The sequence below is a fragment of the Umezawaea tangerina genome, assembly GCF_003002815.1.
In the GTDB taxonomy this organism is placed as follows: Bacteria; Actinomycetota; Actinomycetes; order Mycobacteriales; family Pseudonocardiaceae; genus Umezawaea; species Umezawaea tangerina.
The window spans coordinates 349,066-362,793 of the sequence record NZ_PVTF01000010.1 but is presented as its reverse complement, the minus strand read 5'-3'; the positions used below and the strand labels follow the sequence as shown (position 1 = coordinate 362,793).

The window sequence follows — 13,728 nt, the reverse complement described above, 5'->3', positions numbered from 1 at the left end:
GTTTCAAACCAGTGAGAACCCTCCGGCCCACCGACCTCGCCCGCGCGCACGGCATCTCCACCCAGGCCGTCCGCAACTACGAGCGGAGCGGCTTCCTCCCGCCCGCCGAACGCACCCCGGCCGGCTACCGGGTCTACACCGAGGCGCACGCCGCCGCGCTGGACGCCTACCTCGCCCTGGTCCCGGCCTACGGGTACCCCGCGGCGGGCCGGATCATGACCGCGGTGAACGGCGACGAGGTCGAGGAGGCCCTGGGGGTCATCGACCGCGGCCACGCGCGGCTGCTGCGCGACCGCGAGACCCTGGACGCGGTGCGGGAGGCCGTCGACCACCTGACCGCGCACGCCGCCCCGGAGCCGTCCGCCGACACCCGCACGATCGGGGAGCTGGCCCGCGGGCTCGACGTCACCCCGGCGACCCTGCGCAACTGGGAGGAGGCGGGCATCGTCGTGCCCGCGCGCGACCCGGCCACCGGGTACCGCGTCTACCGCCCGAGCGACGTCCGCGACGCCGAGGTGGCCCACCTGCTCCGGCGCGGCCGCTACCCGCTGGACCTCATCTCCACCGTGGTGCACCAGATCCGCACGGCGGGCGGCACGGAGGCGTTGGCCACGGCGCTGGCCGACTGGCGGCGCAAGCTCACCGCGCAGGGCCGCGCGACGCTCACCGCGGCCACCCGGCTCGGCGCCTACCTGGACCTGCTCGGCCGGTAGTCAGCCCCGGTGCTGTTCGCGGTACGCGGTGGGCGAGAGGCCGAGCCGGTTGGTGAACACCCGGCGCAGGGTCTCGTCGCTGCCGAACCCGCTGCGGGCCGCGGCCACGGCGACGGTGTGCCCCTTCTGCAGCAGGTCCTGGGCGCACTCCAGGCGGACCAGCTCCACGTACCTGGCCGGGGTGGTGCCGATCTCGTCGTGGAACAGCCGGGAGAGCTGGCGGGCGCTGACCGACGCGGCGGCGGCCATGGCGGGCACGGAGTGGTCGGCGGCCGGGTCGGCGGCGACGGCGTCGAGGACCGCCCGCAGCGGACTGGTGCGGGACACGTGCCAGCGGGACGCCGCGGAGTGCTGGGACAGGCCTCCGGGGCGTTGCAGGAACACCACCATCGCACGGGCGACCTCGGCGGCGACCTCGGAGCCGTGGTCGTCCTCGACCAGCGACAGGGCGAGGTCGATGCCGGAGCTGACGCCCGCGGAGGTGATGAACGGGCCGTCGTGGACGTAGAGCGAGTCGGGCTGGACCAGCACGTCGGGGTAGCGCCGGGCGAACAGCGCGACCTGCCGCCAGTGGGTGGTGGCCGCGCGGCCGTCGAGCAGGCCCAGCTCGGCGAGCAGGAACGAGCCGGTGCACACCGCCGTCACGCGGTCGGCGCCCGCGGCCAGGACGCGGGCGGCCTCCAGCAGGTCGGGGTCCAGCGGGGTCTCGACCATGGCGTAGCCGCCGAGGACGACCGCGGTGCCGCCGGGTTCGGCGTCGCGGGCCGCGCCGTCGACGCTCACCCGGACGCCGTTGAACGTGCGGACGTCCGCGCCGCCGGGTGAGACCACGCCGACGCGGTAGTCGGCACCGAACCGGTTGGCCTGGCCGAAGACGTCGGCCGGGCCCGCTATGTCGATCATCGACACGTCGTCGTAGGCCAGGATCGTCACACGCCGCACCGCACCATCCTGTCAGCTCGCCTCCAGCAGCTCCCGGTAGCGCTTGGCGTGCAGGGCGAGGTCCTCGTCCCCGACGTTGCGGACGTCGTGCAGCACCAGCGGGGTGGCGAAGTCCATGCCGAGCTTGTGGGCGGTGCTCTCCAGCGGCAGCAGCAGCTCGGCCATCGGGTACCGGCGGGCGTAGCTCTCCGCGGTGCCGCCGGTGGAGGTCACCACCAGCAGCGTGCGGCCTCGCAGCAGCGACCCGCCCGTCGCGGGGACGAGGCAGCGGATCAGGACGTCGTCCATCCACCGCTTGAGCAGGGCGGGCACCGAGTACCAGTGGAACGGGACCTGGAACACGACCAGCTCGTGCTCCAGCAGCAGCCGCACCTCGGCGTCGACGTCGAAGTCCCCGGTCGTGGCCGCGAGGTCGTGCAGCACGACACCGGGCAGGTCGGCGACCGCGGCGGCGAGCGCGGCGTTGACCCTGGAGCGGGCGGGATCGGGGTGGGCGAGCAGCACGAGCGTCATGGTTTCGACGCTAGGCACGGGTCCGGGCGCCCGGAACCGCGGATCCTGCCGTCCACGCCACAGTCCGGGACAGGGCGCACTTCGCGAACACGAAGCGTCCCCCATCGGATACCGGTCCACACCCATTACGGAATGCCCTGTGCCGAACAGGTGTATTCACTACTCGTCCCGCGCGGGACCGATGCATCGGCGGGCGATCATCCGCGCGCGGCGTGAGCTGCCCGGATGAACCGCCATCCCGCGAAAAAATGGCGACCTCCGAACGAGACGGGAGGTCGACGGGCCACCATCACATTGACAGACGACTCCGCCTTTCGTCGCAATGTCCGAACAAGGGGGTGGTTGTCGGTTTTCGCGACCCGCCCTAGCGTGTGCAACCGTTCACACGAAATCACGAGTCTCGACCTCATCGTCGCGGTCACCACAGGTCAGGACCACCTTCACGGGTCGAGGTCATGATGCGCACCCTCCTGCTCTTCGACGGTCTCGGCGGCAACAACGACACCCTGGTCGCCGCCCTTCGCGAGCTTTACGCCCGTCCCGAGAACGCCGCCTACTTCCACACGGTCTTCACCGTTCTGGACGACGTCCGGAAATACATCGGAAACGAAACGCGCAGCGCCGTGTTACCCACGGACTTGCCCCTGAAACAATGGCTGGATTCTCCGTCCGGTTTTCCGCCGGACGCTCTGCGGAATTCGATCGTGGCGGGAATCTGCGTGCACGTGTGCCAGGTGGCCCACCTCCAGCCCACCGCCCGCGGCGCGGACGAGGACGTGGTGGCGGCCCTCGGGCACAGCATCGGGCTGCAGGCCGCGGTCGTGGCCGGGATGCGCACGCGCCGGGTGGACGAGTTCCTCGCGCTGGCCGCGAGCTCGCTCAAGCTCGTCGCGCTGAGCCTGGTGCGCGGCCACCAGCTCGACGAGGCGCGCGCCGTGAGCCCGGAGCTGGTGAGCCGGTACCTGGCCCGTGACGGCAAGGGCCGCGCGCCGACCCCCATGGCGTCGCTGACGGGCATGTCGCGGCACGACCTGAGCAGCGCGGTCAGCCGCTACGCCCAGGACGGCAGGCTGTCGGTGAGCCTGGTCAACTCCCCCACCGTGCAGGTGCTCAGCGGGTCGACCGCGGACCTGCTCGACTTCTACTTCGCCCACGAGTCCGTGTTCGCGGAGTCGCGGGTGAGCTGGGCGTTCCTGTCCAACTCGATCCCGTTCCACAGCTCCCGGCTGGCACCGGCCGCCCGCCGCGTCCGCGACGACCTCGCCTTCATCGGCCCGATGCCCGGCGCGGACGCGCTGCGGGTCCCGGTGTACGCCACCGACGCGCCGCGCAACCTCCAGCAGTCCACCGACCTGGTCCAGGAGTTCCTCGACCAGGTGCTGGTGCGGCCGATCGAGTGGGAGCTGGCGGCCGGTCACGCGATCGGCGACGCCGCGGTCGAACGGGTCGTGGACTGCGGTCCCGGTCCGGGCGCGCGCCGCTTCACCCGTGAATGCCTGCGCGCCGACGCCCGTCCCCTGCGCTTCGAGTCGGTCCAGCAGTTCTCGCGCCGAGCCCGTTAGGAGAATGCCGTGCGTTGTCTGCTCTTCCCAGGTCAGGGTGTGCAGCGGAAGGGGATGGGGGCGGAGCTGTTCGCCCGCTTCCCCGAGGCCACCGCTCTCGCCGACGAGGTGCTCGGCTACTCCGTCGAGGAGCTGTGCGTCCGCGATCCCGAGCGGCGGCTGCGCGACACCCGCTACGCGCAGCCCGCGGTGTTCTTCGTCAACGCCCTGATGGGGCTCTCCGAGATCGGCCACGACTACTACGCCGGGCACAGCCTCGGCGAGTACAACGCGCTGGTCGCGGGCGGCGTGCTGGAGCTGGCGGACGCCCTGCGCCTGGTGCGGCGGCGCGCCGAGCTGATGTCCGAGATCACCGGTGGCGGGATGTCGGCGGTGCAGGGCGTGCCGGTCGCGTTCGTGCGCCGCGCGCTGATCGAGACCGGCCTGACGGGCGTGTTCGTCGCGAACCTCAACGCCGACACCCAGACCACCATCGCGGGCGACCGCACCGAGGTCGCGGTGGCGGCCAAGGCGATCGCCCTGCTGCCCGGCGCACGGGTCGTCCCGATCAACGTCAGCGGTCCCTTCCACACCCCGCTCATGGCCCCGGCCGAGGCCCGCTTCCGCGAGGTGCTCGCCGAGTTCGACTTCCGGCCCGCCATCACCCCCGTCGTCTCCAGCGTCACCGGCGCCCTGTTCGACGGTCCGGACCTGCTGGCGCGCCAGCTGTCCTCGCCGGTCGAGTGGGTCCGCACCGTCACGACGCTGCGCGCGGCGGGCTTGACCGACTTCGACGAGGTCCACGGCAGGACCCTGAGCTCGCTCGTCCACAAGATCGCCTGAGGAAGGGTGCACATGAACACGGACATCGCGATCGTCGGCGTCTCGGTCGACGTGCCGGGCGCGGGGGACCTCGACGCGTTCTGGCGGGTCATCAGCACGGGCGGCAGCGCGGTGCGGCCGTTCCCACAGGACCGGCGGCGCAAGCTCGACGAGTACATCCACTACCTGCGGGCGACGAGCATCGACCCGTTGAACGAACCGGACATCGACTACCACAACGGGTCGTTCCTGGACGCGGTGGACACGTTCGACTACGCGGCGTTCGGGATGAACCCGCGGCAGGCCACGCTGACCGACCCGCACCACCGGATGGTGATGCGGGCGATGTTCCTGGCGTTCGAGGACGCCGGGTACTCGGTGGACCGGTTGCGCGGCAGCAGGACCGGGGTGTTCGTCGGGTTCGCGGTGAACCCCGGCTCGACGTACCTGGACTACATCTGCCGGATCGACCCGACGGTCGGCCAGCAGGCGATCACCGGGAACATCCCGACGATGCTGGCGAACCGGCTGTCGCACCTGCTGGACCTGCGCGGCCCCAGCCTCGTCGTGGACACGGCGTGCTCCGCGACGCTGGTCGCGGTGCACCAGGCCAAGAACGCGCTGCTGGTGGGCGACTGCGACATGGCCGTGGTCGGCGGCGCGCGGATCGTGTTCGCGCCGGTCAAGCACCCGCACTCCAACATCGGCATCGAGTCGTCCGACGGCGTGACGCGCACGTTCGACGAGGCGGCCGACGGCACCGGGTTCGGCGAGGGCTCCGGGGCGGTCGTGCTCAAGCGGATGGAGCGGGCGCTCGCCGACGGCGACCAGATCTACGCCGTCCTCAAGGGCAGCGCGGTCAACCACGACGGCAACACCGAGGGCATCACCAACCCCGACTCCGACTCGCAGGCCGAGCTGCTGCTGGCCGCGTGGCGCAACGCCGACGTGGACCCGCGCACCATCGGCTACTTCGAGGCGCACGGCACCGCGACCCGCGTGGGCGACCCGATCGAGCACGAGGGCATGAAGCGGGCGTTCGCCAAGCACACCGACGACCGCGGGTTCTGCGCGGTGGGCACGGTGAAGGCCAACGTCGGGCACCTGTTCGAGGGCTCGGGCGTGATCGGCCTGATCAAGGCGGTCGCGGTGCTGCGCAACAGGATGATCCCGCCGCAGGCCAACTTCCACACGCCCAACCCGAAGCTCGACTTCGCGTCCGGGCCGCTCTACATCCCCACCACCCTGAGCCCGTGGGAGTCCGAGGGCCCGCGCCGCTGCGGCGTGAGCGCGTTCGGGCTCGGCGGCACCAACGCGCACGCCGTGCTGGAGGAGTACACCTCCCCCGAACCGCAGGCGCCGTCACAGGGCGAGGTCCTGTTCACGCTGAGCGCCGCCACCCCGCGGTCGTTGACGTGGCTGGTGGAGCGGTACCTCCGGTTCATCGACGGCGGCGGCCTGGCCGGTGTCGACATCGCCGACATCGCCTACACCACCAGGGTCTCCCGCAGCTCGCACCGGCACCGGGTCGCGGTCGTCGTGTCCGATGTGGACGACTTGCGCCGCGGCCTGGCCGAGCTGCTGGTCACCGGGCAGCGCCCGATCACCGGCGCACTGGCCGCGGCGGCGAAGGCCTACCTGTCCGGCGGTCCGGTCGACAGCTCGCCACCGGCCGACCGGGCACCGCGGATCGTCCGGCTGCCCGGTTACGCCTTCGACGAAACCCTGGCCTGGATGGAGTTCCCGGACACGTGGCGCTCGCAGCTCTCGCTCGCGACCAGCGACGAGCGCCACCCGGTGACCCACGACGTCGAGTTCCAGCCCACCCCGGCGCTGCCGGTGACCGGTGTGCCCGCGGGCGCGAAGGTGGTGGCGCTGGTCGACCCGGACACCGACGCCGAGGCGTTCCTCGCCGCGGCCGACCTCGGCGACGCGCGGGTCCTGCGGCTGGGCGAGGACTTCGCCGCCGACTCGTTCGACGCCACCGCCCGGCTGGTCGCCGACGAGAACGTCACGCACGTCGTGCACGCGCTGGCGTTCGAGACCACCCCTGCGTCCGATGTGGACGAACTGGACCGGCGCACGACCAAGAACCTCACCAGCCTGTTCCACCTGTCCAAGGCGTTGATGGCGGCGGGGGTGAAGGTCGACCTGGCCGTGGTGACGCGGACCGCGGTGTGCGCCCAGGAGGGCGACACCACCGTCGTGGCCGAGAACTCCGCGCTGGTGGGCTTCGGCAAGGTGATCGGCCGCGAGTACCCCTACATCAGGGTCAAGCACCTCGACGTGGACGCGGCGGTGCCGGGGACTGCGCTGGCGGCGGAGGTGTTCTCCACCGAGTACGGCCTGTTCCTGCTGCGCGGCGACGAACGGTCGTGCGAGGTCTTCGTCGAGGTGCCCGAGGTCGACACCGACGGCCCGCGGACCTACCTCCGGCCCGGCGGCACCTACCTGGTCACCGGCGGCACCGGCGCGCTCGGCCTCGCGGTGGCGCGCTCGTTCGCCGAGAAGCAGCCCGACATCACGCTGGTGCTGCTCAGCCGGTCCGGCATGCCACCGCGCGACCAGTGGGACGAACTGCTCGCCGCGGGCACGGCCACCGAGCGGATCCGCACGGTCCGCGACCTGGAGGCGATGGGCACCACGGTGCTCGTGCGCGCCGCCGACGCGGGTGACCCGAAGGCGCTCGCGGCGGCCGTGACCGGGATCCAGCAGGACAACGGGCGCATCGACGGCATCGTGCACGCCGCCGGTCTGCCCGGCGGTGCCACGCTGATGTTCCGGCTGCCCGAGGACTTCGCCGAGGTCGTGCGGGTGAAGCTGCACGGCGCCTTCGTGCTGGACCGGCTGACCCGCGCCGACCGCCCCGACTTCGTCGTCCACTTCTCCTCGGTGGCCTCGGTGTTCCCCGCGCCCGGCCAGGCCGACTACGCGGCGGGCAACTACTACCTGGACAACCTCGCCCGCTCGCAGGCGGGCGGTCCGTGCCACGTCGTCGCGCTGGACTGGGTGGCGTGGAAGGAGATCGGCATGGCCGTCGACCACGGCACCAACGGCGACACCATGTTCAAGGCCCTCCCCACGTCCGTCGGTCTCGACGTCGTGGACGCCGCCCTGCGCTCGCGGCGACCCCGGCTGTTCGCGGGCGAGCTGAACTACCGCGGCGAGCTGATCCACCTGCTGCGCTCCTACGACGTGCCGCTGTCGGCCGACATCGACGCCAAGGTGGAGCGCGAGATGCACGCGCTGGAGGAGCGGCTGCTCAAAGCCTCGGAGAAGATCAAGGCCACCGTCGCCGCCGTCCAGGTAGAGCTCAAGGGACGGGAGAACGGCGAGTACACCGAGGTCGAGCAGTCCGTCGCGCAGTGCCTCGCCCTCGCGTTCGGCTACCCCGCGCTCGACGTCGAGGCCGACTTCTTCGAGCTCGGCGGCGACTCCATCATGGCCGCCTCGGTGGCCAGCACGATCGCCGTCCGCCACGGCGTGCACTACGACGTCGCGGACCTGCTCGCCGACCGCACGGTCTCCGAGATCGCCTACCACGTCGAGGAACTGGCCGAGTTCGCGGAAGACGTGGCCTGATGACGGACATGACGACGGGACCCGCGCTGCGCAAGATCGTCGGCTTCGCGCTGCCCCTGACCGCGGCGAACCTGCTCCAGCAGGGGTACGTGCTGATCGACGGCATCCTGGTCGGGCACTACGTCGGTGTCGACGGGCTGGCCGCCGTCGGCGTGGCGGGCCCGATGTACTACCTGCTCAACGCGATGTTCATCGGCCTCGGCACCGCGTTCACGATCCGCCTGGCGCACCTGCGCGGCGCCCAGCAGGACGGTGAGCGCCGCGGTGTGGTGCTCGCGCTCGCGCTGGTCACGGCGGTGTGGGCGGCCGGGTGCGTCCTGCTCGCGACGGTGCTGGCGCGGCCCGTGCTGTCGCTGATGGGGATCCACGGGGAGCTGGCCGAGGACTGCGCGCTGTTCTTCGGCACGCTCTCGATCGGCTTCCCGGCGATGTTCGGGCTGGCCGCGGTCAGCGCCTACTTCCGCGGCCTCGGCAACTCGCGGGCCGCGATGTGGGTGCAGGGCTTCGGGAACGTGGCGAACATCGTGCTGGTCTGGCTGTTCCTGTCCGTGCTGGGCATGGGGATCGGCGGCGCGGCGCTCGCGACGGTGCTCGCCAGCGCTGCCGCGCTCGTCGTCGGGCTCGTGGCCGCGCGGCGGATCTACCCGTTGGGGCGCAAGCGGTCCGAACCGGCCGTGCGGCGCGAGCTCGTGGACGCGGTGCGGCTGGGCTTCCCGCTGGCAAGCCAGCACATCATCCTCGCCGTCGGGATCATGGTGCTGGTCTGGATCATCCAGTCCTACGGGGCCGTGGTGCTCGCGGCGTTCACCATCGTGTCCCGGCTGGAGCTGTTCACCGGGATGCTGTTCCTGGACTTCTCCGGCGCGGTGACCGCGTTCGTGGCGCAGAACCTCGGCGGCGCGGACGAGGACCGGGCGCGGCGCGGGCTCGTGCAGACGCTCGGGCTCACCGTCGGGCTGACCGCCGTGGTGTCCGCGGTGGTCCTGCTCGCCCGGTCCCCGATCGCCGGGCTGTTCACCACCGACCCGGCGACGCGCGAGCTGACCGAGCGGTACGTCCTGATCATCTACCCGTTCCTGGTGCTGTACACGGTCATGGTGGTCACCCACGGGTACCTCAACGGGTCCCGCCGCACCACGGCCCCGTTGGTCTGCACGCTCATCGCGTTCGTCATCGTGCAGGTCCCGTTCGCCTACCTGCTCAACGGCCCGTTCGGCATCGACGCGGTCATGTGGGCCGTGGTCGCGGGCTGGTCGGCCGGGTTGACCTACAGCGTGTTCTGCCTGCGCGACGTGCTGTTCGCCCGTCCCGCGCCGACCGCCGAGCTGAGGGGTGCGCAGTGATCACCGAGACCGCGGTCCAGGCCGAGTTCCACGGCGGACGGGCGCGCGTCGGCCCGTTGACGTGGGGCCAGCAGGGCACCTGGGACGGCATCCACGAGTGGCTGCCGGAGGTGAAGCCGTTCTTCGTCCTCACCAGGTGGCTGCCGATCCCGCTGCTGCTGGGCGTCGGCGACGTGCTGGAGCAGATCAGCGAGCTGCTGCTGCGCCACGAGTCCCTGCGCACCCTGTTCCACCCGTCGCCGCGCGGTGACGCCACCCAGGAGGTGCTGGGCTCGGGCGCGCTCGACGTCAGCCTGTTCGACCGGCCCGCCGACGACCCGGTGGGGTTCACCGACATCGTCACCGACTGCCTGGTGCGGGCGGGCGCGACCGCGTTCGACCACGACAAGGAGCTGCCCATCCGGGTCTCCCTCGCCCTGCACGACGGGATCCCGGTGCTCGTCGTCCTGGGCGTCTCGCACATGGCCGCCGACCACACCGGCACCGAGCTGCTCGTCGCCGAGCTCACCGCCATGCTGCGCGCCCGCGCCGACGGAAAGCCCGTGCCCGCCCCGAAACCGTCGGTGCAACCGGTCGACCTCGCCACCCGGCAGGGCTCCCCGGACGGCCAGCTGCTCAACATCGAGGCCACCCACCACCTCCGCGAGCAGCTGGCCCTGATGCCGTCCGCACCCGCCCCCGCGCGGGCCGTCCCGCTGTCACCGCGGTTCGTCCGGGGCGAGATCGAGTCCGACGCGCTGCCGGTCGCGGTCCGCGCGGCCGCCCGCAGGCTGCGGACCACCACGTCCGTCGTGCTGCTCTCGATCACCACCTCGCTGCTCCGCTGCTTCTGCCCCGGACCGACCTACCGGCTGGACGTCATGCAGAGCAACAGGTTGGCTCCCGACCTGTTCAACGCCGTCACCACCATGAACCAGGCCGTGAAGACCGCGGTGGCCCTGGACGTCGACTCCTTCGACGAGGTGGTCCGCCGGTCGTCGGCGACGATGGCCGCCGCCAAGCGGCACGCCCGCTACGACGGCAGGCTCGCGCGCGAGGTGCTGCGCGACGTGGTGCTGCCGCCGGGCTGCCAGGTCAACGACATGTGGTCGACCCTGCCGCGCGCCCGCGCCACCGCGACCGGTGCCCCCGCCGCGACGACGCTCGCGTGGCCGGAGCGGACCGCGCACGAGGACATGGACCTCTACCTCGACACCGGCGGCACGACGGACCGGATGCGACTGTCCCTGATGGCCGACACGGCTCTGCTGCCGCCCGAGGACATCGAGGCGTTCCTGTTCGCGTTCGAGCGGATCGCCACCACGTTGGCGACCGAGGACATCACCCCGACGCGGATCGCGGAGGTGTTCGCCGAGTCTCAGAGCTCGTCCTCCAGCATCGCGTAGACCAGCTCCTCGCCCCACTCGCCCTTGAAGATGTCGTTGTGCCGGAAGTGCGCCTCCTTGCGCATCCCCAACCGTTCCATCAGCCTGCTCGACGCCGTGTTCCGCACGTCGCACCGCCCGATGATCCGGTGCAGCCCCAACGCCGTGAACCCCAGCCGCAGCACCACTTCCGCCGCCTCCGCCGCGTAGCCCCGACCACCGTGGTCGGGGTGGAACACGAACCCCACCTCACCCTGCCGCCACTCCTCGTGCAGCCACTCCACGTGCACGTCGCCGATCACCTGCCCGGTGTCGCGGCGCTGCACCGCCAACACCAACGACTCACCCACCGCGCGCGGCCACGTCGACGCCACCTTGCGCTCCAACGCGACCCGGCTCTCCTCGCGCGTGCGGGCCTCCCAGTACAGGTAGCGCGCCACGTCCGGCCGGGACTCCCAGCTGTGCAGCGCGTCGAGGTCGTCGGGGGTGAACGGCCGCAGCAGCAGCCGCGCGGTCACCACGGGGAAATCCGGTTTCACCACCACCGCAAACTACTAGGCTGCCCGGAATGCCGATCGACTTCTCCGACCACGACCCCACCTGGCCCACCGAGGCCGCCCGCTCGATCGCCGAACTGCGCCCCCACTTCCCCATCATCGAACACATCGGCAGCACCGCCATCCCCGGCCTAGCCGCCAAACCCGTCATCGACCTCATGGCATCCACACCGGACCTGGCCGCCGTCCTCGCCACCGAGTCGACCCTGACCGCCCTCGGCTACACGCGCGAGGAAACCGGCATGCGCAACCGCCTCTTCTACCGCCGCGACACCAACGGCACCCGCACCCACCACCTCCACGTCGTCCCGGCCACCGACTGGGACACCCGCAACGAACGCCTACTCCGCGACCACCTCCTCACCCACCCCGCTGCCACCGCCGAGTACGGCACACTGAAACGGGAACTCGCGGCACGGGAGTCGGACGGTCTGGTGTACACCAAGGGGAAGACCGCCTTGATCCAGAAGCTGGTCGACCGGGAACGCGAGGCACGGGGACTCCCGAAGAGCGACGTCTGGGAGGACTAACCCCAACCCGCCCGCCACCGCCAGCACCAAAAGCAACGACCCAACGACGCTGGAAAGCAACCAGCCAGCTACCCGACGACGCTGGAACGGCCAGCCAGCTACCCAACCCAGCTGGAAGCGAGCGGTGCTCGTCCGCTAGTGCGGTCGGCTTGACTTGGGGTTTTTGGGCTTACAATGAGTCGGCGGGCAGGCTCTACCACCTGCCCTTTTTCGCCCGACGAAGCCCAAAAAAGGGGCCCCAAGTCAAGCCGACCGCACATGGGTCCGCTGTAGCGATACCCCCAGAGTCCGCGGCACCTACACCGGGCGACACACCGCAACTCGAACACCAGGCGACACCCACAACGGCAAGAACACCCAACGACACCCAAGCCCCTCAATCCACCACCTGCCCCCTCCTCACCGCGGGCACCCACCTCAACCTCCGCACCACCCCCGCCACCTGCACCTGATCCCTCCCCAGCCGCTTCGCCTCGTACAGCGCCGAGTCCGCCGCGGCCAGCACCCCCTCCACCGTGTCCTCGTCCACCTCCGGCCAGATCGCCACGCCGATGCTGACCCCCAGCCCCGTGACCACTCCGCCCGCGCTGTCGTCGATCTTCAGCCCCAGCACCTGCGACCGGACCCGTTCGGCGATGAGCAGGGCCTCGGTGCGTTCGACCATCGGGAGCAGGACGGCGAACTCCTCGCCGCCGAAGCGGCCCACGGAGTCGCCGCGGCGCACCGAGGAGGACAGGGCGTCGGCGATCGCGCGCAGCACCGAGTCGCCGACCTGGTGGCCGTAGCGGTCGTTGACGTCCTTGAAGTGGTCCACGTCGATCATGAACAGCCCCAGCGTCGACGGTGTCTGGCGGGCGCGGGTGCGTTGGAGTTCCAGTCGTGCCTGGAGGTGCCAGGCCTCGGCGTTCAGCAGTCCGGTCTTGTTGTCCGTCCGGGCCGCCAGTTCCAGCTGGTGGATGAGCACGGTCCGGTGCAGCGCGACCGCGGCCACGACCATCGGCGCCGCGAACCCCGGCCACCAGGCGACGGCGAGCGCGACGAACGAGCCGAGGGCGAGCTGTCCGATCTCGAGCAGGTTGTCCGCGCCGCTGCCGACGGCCTCGCCGATCTTGCGCAGCTTCACGGTCAGGGCGATGACGATCCCGACGAGCAGCGAGTTCACGCCCCACTGGGCGGCTCCGGCGCCGATGATGCCGACCAGGTCCAGCACTCCGGAGGGCCGGCCCGCCATGAGGTGTCCACGCAGGCCGGTGGCGGCGGAGACGCCGTTGGCGGCCAGTGCGGCGAGGACCATCATGGACCCGGTGAACAGGCACCGGTGCGGTGGTCGGGAGGCGTCCCAGCGGCCGACCACCCACCACCGGTGCAGGTAGATCGTCGCGACGAGCAGGACCGCGGGCAGCGGTGGCAGCACGAGGGCGCCCGCGAAGATCCAGATGCTGCACAGGTCGACGTGCGGCAGGTGGCTGTGGTCGCGGCGGATGCGCTCGATCCACCGGGAGAAGTGCAGGTGGGCGCCCGCGCAGCCCGCCAGGACGGCCGCGACGGCCCACGACCTGGCCGGGACCGGACCCAGCGCGCTGAGGACGACGGCGAGAACAGCGCCCGAATCCACCAGCAGCACGTACGCCAACGCCCGTGCGGACAGGGACCATAGGGACCAGCCCGGCACGGCGCGCCACGGCGCTCCGGTCCGCACCGGAGCGTCCGCGCGATGTCCCATGTCCATGTTCGCCTCACGACGCGGTCGCCCTGGCGTGCACCAGGACCGGACGGAGCGTCACGGTAATCGTGACCAGGGGCGAAGTCAGCCGCTGCCGG

Annotated in this window: 11 protein-coding genes; 7 read left to right on the top strand and 4 right to left on the bottom strand. The window is 71.4% G+C overall.

Annotated elements, in window-relative coordinates; all coding sequences use genetic code 11:
- The first annotated feature begins 11 nt into the window (after positions 1–11).
- Positions 12–713 (top strand): TioE family transcriptional regulator, encoded by a 702-nt coding sequence (locus CLV43_RS32110; protein ID WP_106191846.1) that lies wholly within the window; start codon positions 12–14, stop codon positions 711–713.
- Here the strand turns inward: CLV43_RS32110 and CLV43_RS32105 are convergent, their stop codons facing one another.
- Positions 714–1,655: a GlxA family transcriptional regulator gene (locus tag CLV43_RS32105; RefSeq protein ID WP_281262188.1), complete on the bottom strand. Its 942-nt coding sequence runs from the start codon at positions 1,653–1,655 to the stop codon at positions 714–716. It lies immediately after the preceding gene.
- A gap of 12 nt (positions 1,656–1,667) precedes the next feature.
- Complete coding sequence (locus tag CLV43_RS32100; protein WP_106191844.1) at positions 1,668–2,168, bottom strand: NAD(P)H-dependent oxidoreductase; 501 nt, start codon at positions 2,166–2,168, stop codon at positions 1,668–1,670.
- 704 nt (positions 2,169–2,872) lie between these two features.
- On the opposite strand from CLV43_RS32100, the gene CLV43_RS32095 reads away from it, so the two are divergent.
- The 5 genes from CLV43_RS32095 to CLV43_RS32075 are packed head-to-tail and all read left to right on the top strand — an operon-like array spanning position 2,873 to position 10,841.
- On the top strand, positions 2,873–3,730 hold the full coding sequence (locus CLV43_RS32095; RefSeq protein WP_146174977.1) for an ACP S-malonyltransferase: 858 nt from the start codon (positions 2,873–2,875) through the stop codon (positions 3,728–3,730).
- A 9-nt stretch (positions 3,731–3,739) separates the two neighbouring features.
- On the top strand, positions 3,740–4,552 hold the full coding sequence (locus CLV43_RS32090; protein ID WP_146174976.1) for an ACP S-malonyltransferase: 813 nt from the start codon (positions 3,740–3,742) through the stop codon (positions 4,550–4,552).
- 12 nt (positions 4,553–4,564) lie between these two features.
- Entirely contained in the window at positions 4,565–8,113 is a 3,549-nt protein-coding gene (locus CLV43_RS32085) for a type I polyketide synthase (protein WP_106191839.1), read from the top strand.
- Complete coding sequence (locus CLV43_RS32080) at positions 8,113–9,456, top strand: MATE family efflux transporter (RefSeq protein ID WP_106191838.1); 1,344 nt, start codon at positions 8,113–8,115, stop codon at positions 9,454–9,456. Before CLV43_RS32085 ends, CLV43_RS32080 begins: the two co-directional genes overlap by 1 nt.
- Positions 9,453–10,841 (top strand): non-ribosomal peptide synthetase, encoded by a 1,389-nt coding sequence (locus CLV43_RS32075; RefSeq protein WP_106191836.1) that lies wholly within the window; start codon positions 9,453–9,455, stop codon positions 10,839–10,841. The genes CLV43_RS32080 and CLV43_RS32075 overlap by 4 nt, the downstream gene beginning before the upstream one ends.
- Here CLV43_RS32075 and CLV43_RS32070 read toward each other — a convergent pair.
- Positions 10,814–11,362, bottom strand: coding sequence for a GNAT family N-acetyltransferase (locus CLV43_RS32070; RefSeq protein WP_106191983.1), 549 nt, complete (start codon positions 11,360–11,362; stop codon positions 10,814–10,816). The genes CLV43_RS32075 and CLV43_RS32070 overlap by 28 nt on opposite strands.
- 26 nt (positions 11,363–11,388) lie before the next feature.
- Here CLV43_RS32070 and CLV43_RS32065 point away from each other — a divergent pair, with 26 nt between their 5' ends.
- Entirely contained in the window at positions 11,389–11,907 is a 519-nt protein-coding gene (locus CLV43_RS32065) for a GrpB family protein (protein WP_106191835.1), read from the top strand.
- A 376-nt stretch (positions 11,908–12,283) separates the two neighbouring features.
- Here CLV43_RS32065 and CLV43_RS32060 read toward each other — a convergent pair whose 3' ends face one another.
- Positions 12,284–13,606 (bottom strand): GGDEF domain-containing protein, encoded by a 1,323-nt coding sequence (locus tag CLV43_RS32060; protein ID WP_245887138.1) that lies wholly within the window; start codon positions 13,604–13,606, stop codon positions 12,284–12,286.
- Positions 13,607–13,728: the final 122 nt, after the last annotated feature.